Origin of the sequence: Streptomyces sp. SID13666 (assembly GCF_010548325.1) — a bacterium.
Lineage (GTDB): Bacteria > Actinomycetota > Actinomycetes > Streptomycetales > Streptomycetaceae > Actinacidiphila > Actinacidiphila fildesensis.
Genome location: NZ_JAAGLX010000049.1, coordinates 47,081 through 53,787 on the forward strand (window position 1 = coordinate 47,081; position 6,707 = coordinate 53,787).

The following is a 6,707-nucleotide window of genomic DNA, read 5'->3' on the forward strand; positions in this document are numbered from 1 at the left end:
CAGGTGACGGCCCGTCGGGGCGGGTCGATCGAACACGGGTGCGTCGGACGATCTTTCGTCAAGGTCATTGACACCCGGCGCGGTACGCGCGGAATCTGATGCTCGTCACCGTCGACACTGGGGGTACCGATGGCCCGCACCACCGTCCTGGCAGCAGCCGCACTCGGCGGGGCCCTGGCTCTCACCGCGGGCATCGCGGCCCCGGCCTCGGCCCATTCGGGCCGGCCGGGTCACTCCGGTCACGGACACGGCGTCAGCTACGCGGCGCTCGGCGACTCGTACACCTCAGGGCCCGGCATCCCCGACCAGGTGGACGCCAACTGCGCGCGGTCCAGCCACAACTACCCGTCGCTGGTCGCCGAGGACCAGCGGTTCGCGGCCGTCAAGGACGTCAGCTGCGGCGGCGCCACCACCGCCGAGATGTGGAAGCCGCAAGGTACCAACGGACCGCAGCTCGACGCGCTGAACCGCGGCACCGACCTCGTCACGCTGCAGATCGGCGGCAACGACGTCGGCTTCGGCTCGATCATCGGCACCTGCGCCGTGCTCAGCGCCACCGACCCGACCGGCAACCCCTGTCAGAAGCACTACACCGCGACCGGCACCGACCAGCTCGCCCTCAACATCCAGCAGACGGCGCCGAAGGTCGCGGCCGTGCTGCGCGCCATCCACGCCCGCTCCCCGCACGCCCGGGTGGTCGTCGTCGGCTACCCGGACCTGCTGCCGGACAACGGCGTCGGGTGCCGTCCCGCCGTCCCCTTCGCGGACAAGGACTTCGGGTACCTCAAGGACACCGAGAAGCGGCTCAACACGATGCTGCGCCGGCAGGCCGGGGCCGCGCACGCCGAGTACGTCGACACCTACCGGCCGACCGTCGGCCACGACATGTGCACGGCGCCCGCCAACCGCTGGATCGAGCCGCTGGTACCGGCCTCCCCGGCCGCGCCAGCGCACCCCAACGCCAAGGGCGAGAAGGCCATGGCCGTCGCCGTACTCGACCGGATCGACCCGCGCTGCCGCCACCACTGACCGGGCACCGACCGGCACTGACCTGCTCTGACCTGCCCTGACTCGCGCCGCCGGTCCGCTTCGCCGATCATGGGCGGAAGCGGGCGGGCCGGCGGCGGAGGCGGGTGAACGCGGATGGCGGTGCTGATAGCCCTCGGCGCGTTCGTGATGACCCTGATCGGCGGACTGGTCGCCCAGCACATCGGTGACCGCCGCCATCTGGTGCTGGGACTCGCCGCCGGGCTGATGCTCGGGGTGGTGGGCTTCGACCTGCTGCCCGAAGCGCTGGACCTGCAGGCCGACGACGTCTTCGGCGTCCCCGCCGCGCTGCTGATGTTCGTCGGGGGCTTCCTCACCCTGCACATCGTCGAGCGGTCGGTGGCGATCCACCGCGCACACGAGGGCGAGTACGCCGCGCACACCCACGCCCACGGCCCGGTGCCCACCGACCCCGGTGAACCCGTCAAAGGCATCGGGCTCACCGCCGCCTCGGCGCTCGTCGGCCACAGCGTCATGGACGGCTTCGCGATCGGCGCCGCGTTCCAGGCCGGCAGCACGGTCGGCCTGGTGGTCGCCATCGCCGTGGTCGCGCACGACTTCGCCGACGGCTTCAACACGTACACGATCACCCGGATGTACGGGAACGGCCAGGGCCGCGCCCTCGTGCTGCTCGGCTGCGACGCCATCGCCCCGGTGATCGGCGCCGCGATCACCCTCGCCTTCACCATCCCGCCGGGCGCGCTCGGCCTCTACCTCGGGTTCTTCGCCGGGTTCCTGCTCTACCTGGCGACCTCCGACATCCTCCCCGAGGCACACAGCCCGCACCCGTCCCGCTCGACGCTGCTGTGCACGGTCGCGGGATGTGCCGTCATGTGGCTGGTGATCGGTCTGGCCGACTGACCGGGACGGTCTGCGCCGCCCGCGTCACATCGGCGACGAGCTCGACGACGTCGGGACCGTAGGCCTGCGAGTTGACGACCTTGAGCAGCAGGCAGAACGTGCCGTCGATGCCGTGCTTGCGCGACAGCCGCACATGGTGCCGGGCCAGATACCGCACGGCCGCCTGGTTGGCGACACCGCGCTGACCGGAGGAGAGGAAGACCGGGCGGTCGTTGCCGGCGTCCCGCACGGCGGCCAGCCGGGCCAGCAGGACGTACTCGACGGCGCCCTTGTCCATCCGGTAGGTCTCGCCGTCGATGGTGAACGCCCCCTGGTCGGGCCCGGGGGAGGCATCGGTATTGATCTCTATGCCCGGCAGCATCGACCGCAGGTGCGCCCCCAGCCGGTGATTGGCGACGGGGCCGCCCACGCAGAACTCGGTACGTGCCCCGAAGCCCTGCCAGGCCGTGTCGTGCGGCAGGATCTCGGCGTGCGCCCCGCAGTCCTTGATCAGCGCGGCCAGTTCCAGCAGCGCGAACGCGTCATGGCGGGCGACGCTCCACACCCGGGCCCCGGGGTCGCGCGGCACCACCAGAAGGCATTCGGAGCCGCTGGGCAGCCCGAAGAAACGCTGCTTGCGGTGCAGTTTCCGGCGCCACACATAAGTGCGGACAAACCAGCCCAGCGCTGCACTGATGGCGCTGGCCGCCAGGCCCAGCACGAGGTTGCGGACGTCATCGCTCATGGCCGGGCATCGTAGCGGTGTTCGAGCGAACGCGCTCCTGACGGGATCGCCGTACCCAAGTTAGGCTGCGCGGACCCGTGTTGACTGGAGGAAACCGTATGCGTCTCCCCGCCGTCCGGAGTTTGTCGCTGGTGGCCGTCACGGCCGCTGTTGTCACGCTGGGAGCCGCGGCCCCACCGGCGCAGTCGGCCCCGCAGGATGCGCGGGCCCGGCCGGCCAAGGTGCCGGTCGCGGTCGGCTACGGGGGCGCGGTCGCCAGTGTGGACGTGGACGCCTCCGCGGCCGGTATCGAGGTGCTCCGCCAGGGCGGCAACGCCGTGGACGCGGCGGTGGCCACCGCGGCCGCGCTCGGCGTCACCGAGCCGTACTCGGCGGGCGTCGGCGGCGGCGGGTACTTCGTCTACTACAACGCGCGGCTGCACAAGGTGTTCACCATCGACGGCCGGGAGACCGCGCCGCGCAGTGCCACCGAGACGCTCTTCCAGGAGAACGGCAAACCGCTCCCGTTCGCCGACGCGGTCACCAGCGGCCTGAGCGTCGGCACCCCCGGCACCCCCGCCACCTGGGCCACCGCCCTCGACAGCTGGGGCAGCCGCCCGCTGGGGCAGGTGCTCAAGCCCGCCGAGCGGATCGCACGCGACGGCTTCACCGTCGACGAGACCTTCCGCTCGCAGACCGCGGCGAACCAGGACCGCTTCAAGGACTTCCCGGCCACCGCGAAGATCTTCCTGCCGGGCGGCGCCCCGCCCGTGGTCGGCTCCACGCTCACCAACCCGGACCTCGCCCGCACCTACCAGGAGCTGGGCAGGAAGGGCGTCGGAGCGATCTACCAGGGGGACATCGGCGCCGACATCGTCAGCACGGTCCGCAAGCCCCCGGTCGACCCCAACGCCACCCGCGTGGTGCGTCCCGGCGATCTGACCACCGCGGACCTGCGCGGCTACGCGGCCAAGCGGCAGGCCCCGACCCAGGTCTCCTACCGGGGCTACGACGTCTACTCGATCGCACCGTCCTCGTCGGGCGGCACGACGGTCGGTGAGGCGCTCAACATCATGGAGCGGGCGAACCTCTCGTCGAAGAAGGCCACCGACGCCCAGTACCTGCACCGCTACATCGAGGCGAGCCGGATCGCCTTCGCCGACCGCGGGCGCTGGCTCGGCGACCCGGCCTTCGAGGACGTCCCGACCGGCGGACTGCTCTCGCAGCGCTACGCGGACTCGCGCGGCTGCCTCATCAAGGACACCGCGGTGCTCACCAGCCCGCTCGCACCGGGCGACCCGCGCCACCCCGCCGCCTGCGGCGGTACCGGCACGGCCGCGCCGACGACGTACGAGGGCGAGAACACCACGCACCTGACCGTCGCCGACAAGTGGGGCAACGTCGTCTCGTACACCCTCACCATCGAGCAGACCGGCGGCAGCGGCATCGTCGTTCCCGGCCGCGGCTTCCTGCTCAACAACGAGCTGACGGACTTCTCGTTCGCGCCCGCCAACCCGGCGGTCCACGACCCGAACCTGCCCGGCCCGGGCAAGCGCCCGCGGTCCTCGATCTCCCCGACGATCGTGCTGAAGGACGGCCGTCCCGCGTTCGCGCTCGGCTCGCCCGGCGGCTCCACCATCATCACCACCGTGCTGCAGGTCCTCACCGAGCACGTCGACCGCGGTCTGCCGCTCGTCGACGCGATCGCCGCACCGCGCGCCAGCCAGCGCAACGCGGCGGCCACCGAACTCGAACCGGCCCTGTTCACCAGCGCGACCAGGACACAGCTCGAAGCGCTGGGCCATGTCTTCACGCTCAACCCGGAGATCGGCGCGGCCACCGGCATCCAGCGACTGCCCGACGGCCGCTGGCTCGCCGCGGCCGAGACGACCCGGCGCGGCGGCGGCTCGGCGATGGTGGTCAGCCCGAGCCACACGGGCTGACACCCGGCTCTCGGGTCCCTCCTGGGAGCTTCGGCTCCTAGGAGGGGATGTGGGTGACGTCGGAGACGGTCAGCTCCACGGGCAGGGCGCCGGAGCTGATCTGGGCGGCCAGATCCTGGGCGGAGGTCCGGGTGAAGTTGCCGCTGATCTGCACCGCTCCGCCGGTGATCGACTGGGAGACGGACGGTGCGGAGATCACCTGGCGGTCGAGCATGATGCCGATCTGATTGGCGGGCGCGCTCTGCTGGGACAGCCGGCCGGTGAGCTCCGCGAACTTTCGACCGCCCGCCGAGGTGAGCACCAGGTTGATCGTCCAGCCGTTGCCGGTCTGCGCGTCGAGCGACGCCTTGGCGCTGGTCACGTCCCGGCCGCTGAGAGCGACGGGACCGAGGACGTACTTCGTGGGGCCCGTTCTGTCACAGGCGACCGTCGGGCTCGTGGGGGACAGCGCCGGTGCGCCGGCCGGCACCGGCGCCATGCAGTCGAAGGCGGTGAACTGCCGCTGCAGTTCGGGCGGCACGGAGGCGTCGCCGCCCAGCACCGGCCGGAATCCCAGCTCGGCAGTGACGGCCAGCTGCCGCAGCCGCTCACCGCTGTCGCCGGGCGCCTCGGCGGTGATCGTGCCGCCGTGCACCTCGATCCGCGCGCCCTCCAGCCCGAACGCGTCGGCCCTGGTCCGCAGCAGATCCACGGTGCGCCGCAACGTCTCGGCGCCCGGCGCCGAACGCGGGGTGTAGGTGACGGTGGTCCGGCCCGAGGCGGGGGTGCCGGACGCGGTCGTGCGGGTCGGGCCGGACAGCAGCGGGGACCGGTCCTTGCCGTCCGACGAGCTCGAGGAGCCGGAACACCCGGTCAGTGCGGCGCTCAGGACGAGCACGGCGGCGACGGCGGTCAGGGCGTTCGCGGTCGCGCTCGCGCTCGCCGAGGATGTCGCGCGGGGGATCGTTCGGAGGAGACGCATAGCGGCCAGTCTCGCGGACCGGCGGCCGGCCGCGCAGATGAATCGCCGCGGCTCCGTCGTCCCGGTGGGGCACTGGTGACCGGTGCGCCGGGTAAGGCAGTTGAGGCAGCCGCGGTGCGGACGAAAACTCCCCGTAGCCGCCCCGTAACACGAATGGTGTCGAATGCGGGAACGGGACTGCATGCCTCCGGGGCGGGGGCGGAGAGGCAGCAGCGATGACACAGCGCGGCGCCGGACCTCAACTGGCCGACTCTGCACGAGAGTTCACCGAATTCTTCCGGGAGCTGGTCGCCGGACTGGGGGACGCGCCGGGCTGGTACGGCGCCTTGTCGCGACGTGACCCGGGCGGGGTGAACGCGTACGAGGCGGGCGTGGAGCTGGCGCCCTGGGACGTGGTGCACGCAGTTCTTCACGACCTGGCCGCGCTGCGGGGCACACCGGTCGACCCGGCCGACGTCGGCCGCGCCCAGCGGCTGTACCGCGCCGCCGCGGCCGGGCGGGACGCGGCCCCCGGCAGTGGCACGGCGCTGCGCTCCCGGCTGGACGCGATGCTCCGCGAACGCCACGACGCCGTGCTCCGTGAACGCGAGGCCGCGCACGCGGCCCACGAGTACACCGCGACGGGCGGCGACCCCCACTCCGTGACGGCGGGGCGGCTGGCCAACGCCCTCGCCTGGGCCCGCGACGACCGGGAACGCGCGGGCGCGCGCTGCGCGGAACTGCAGGCCCGGCTCGATGCGGTCGAGACGCGGCTCGCCGGAGAGTTCTTCACGGACCGGTCCGCCGCCGACCGTTCCCCCGCGCCGGACGACTGGTTCCGCCCGAGGACGCCGGAACCGGGGCACCCGGCGGATCCGTCGGCCCGGCAGCAGAGCTCCGCCGCCGGACCGGAAGAGAGCGCCGAACCCGTCGCACCGGCCGGGCGTGCGAAGCGCCGCCCCAAGGCGTCCGGACGCGGTACCGGGTCACGCCCGCGCGGTGCCCGGTTCGCGACGGCGTTCGACGAGCCGTTGGACGAGGCGGACGACGCGACGTCCGAGGCGCCCCGGCAGGAGGGCCCCGCGGCGACCGGTGCCCCGGCGGCTGGACCCGCACCGCGTGGCGCGCGCTTCGCCGGTGCCGCCGCCGAGCCTGCACCGCCACCGGCCGCCGACATATCGCCCGACGCCGGACCGCGGCAGGCGGAGGCCCG

General features: G+C 73.0%; 5 protein-coding genes and 1 pseudogene. 4 read left to right on the forward strand and 2 right to left on the reverse strand.

What is annotated here, in order from left to right; genetic code table 11:
- Positions 1-129: 129 nt before the first annotated feature.
- Complete coding sequence (locus tag G3I60_RS37325) at positions 130-1,029, forward strand: SGNH/GDSL hydrolase family protein (RefSeq protein WP_187145059.1); 900 nt, start codon at positions 130-132, stop codon at positions 1,027-1,029.
- Positions 1,030-1,143: 114 nt separating this feature from the next.
- A complete protein-coding gene (locus tag G3I60_RS37330; RefSeq protein WP_138355566.1) occupies positions 1,144-1,908 on the forward strand; it encodes a ZIP family metal transporter in 765 nt (254 codons plus the stop codon).
- Here G3I60_RS37330 and G3I60_RS37335 read toward each other — a convergent pair.
- On the reverse strand, positions 1,877-2,632 hold the full coding sequence (locus G3I60_RS37335) for a hypothetical protein (RefSeq protein WP_164297644.1): 756 nt from the start codon (positions 2,630-2,632) through the stop codon (positions 1,877-1,879). The genes G3I60_RS37330 and G3I60_RS37335 overlap by 32 nt on opposite strands.
- Before the next feature lie 98 nt (positions 2,633-2,730).
- On the opposite strand from G3I60_RS37335, the gene ggt reads away from it, so the two are divergent.
- Positions 2,731-4,554, forward strand: coding sequence for a gamma-glutamyltransferase (gene ggt, locus G3I60_RS37340; protein ID WP_164297642.1), 1,824 nt, complete (start codon positions 2,731-2,733; stop codon positions 4,552-4,554).
- Between the two features lie 37 nt (positions 4,555-4,591).
- On the opposite strand, the gene G3I60_RS37345 is transcribed toward ggt, so the two are convergent.
- Positions 4,592-5,515 (reverse strand): hypothetical protein, encoded by a 924-nt coding sequence (locus tag G3I60_RS37345; protein WP_164297640.1) that lies wholly within the window; start codon positions 5,513-5,515, stop codon positions 4,592-4,594.
- A gap of 215 nt (positions 5,516-5,730) precedes the next feature.
- On the opposite strand from G3I60_RS37345, the pseudogene G3I60_RS37350 reads away from it, so the two are divergent.
- A pseudogene (locus G3I60_RS37350) lies at positions 5,731-6,707 on the forward strand (hypothetical protein); the annotation flags it as partial.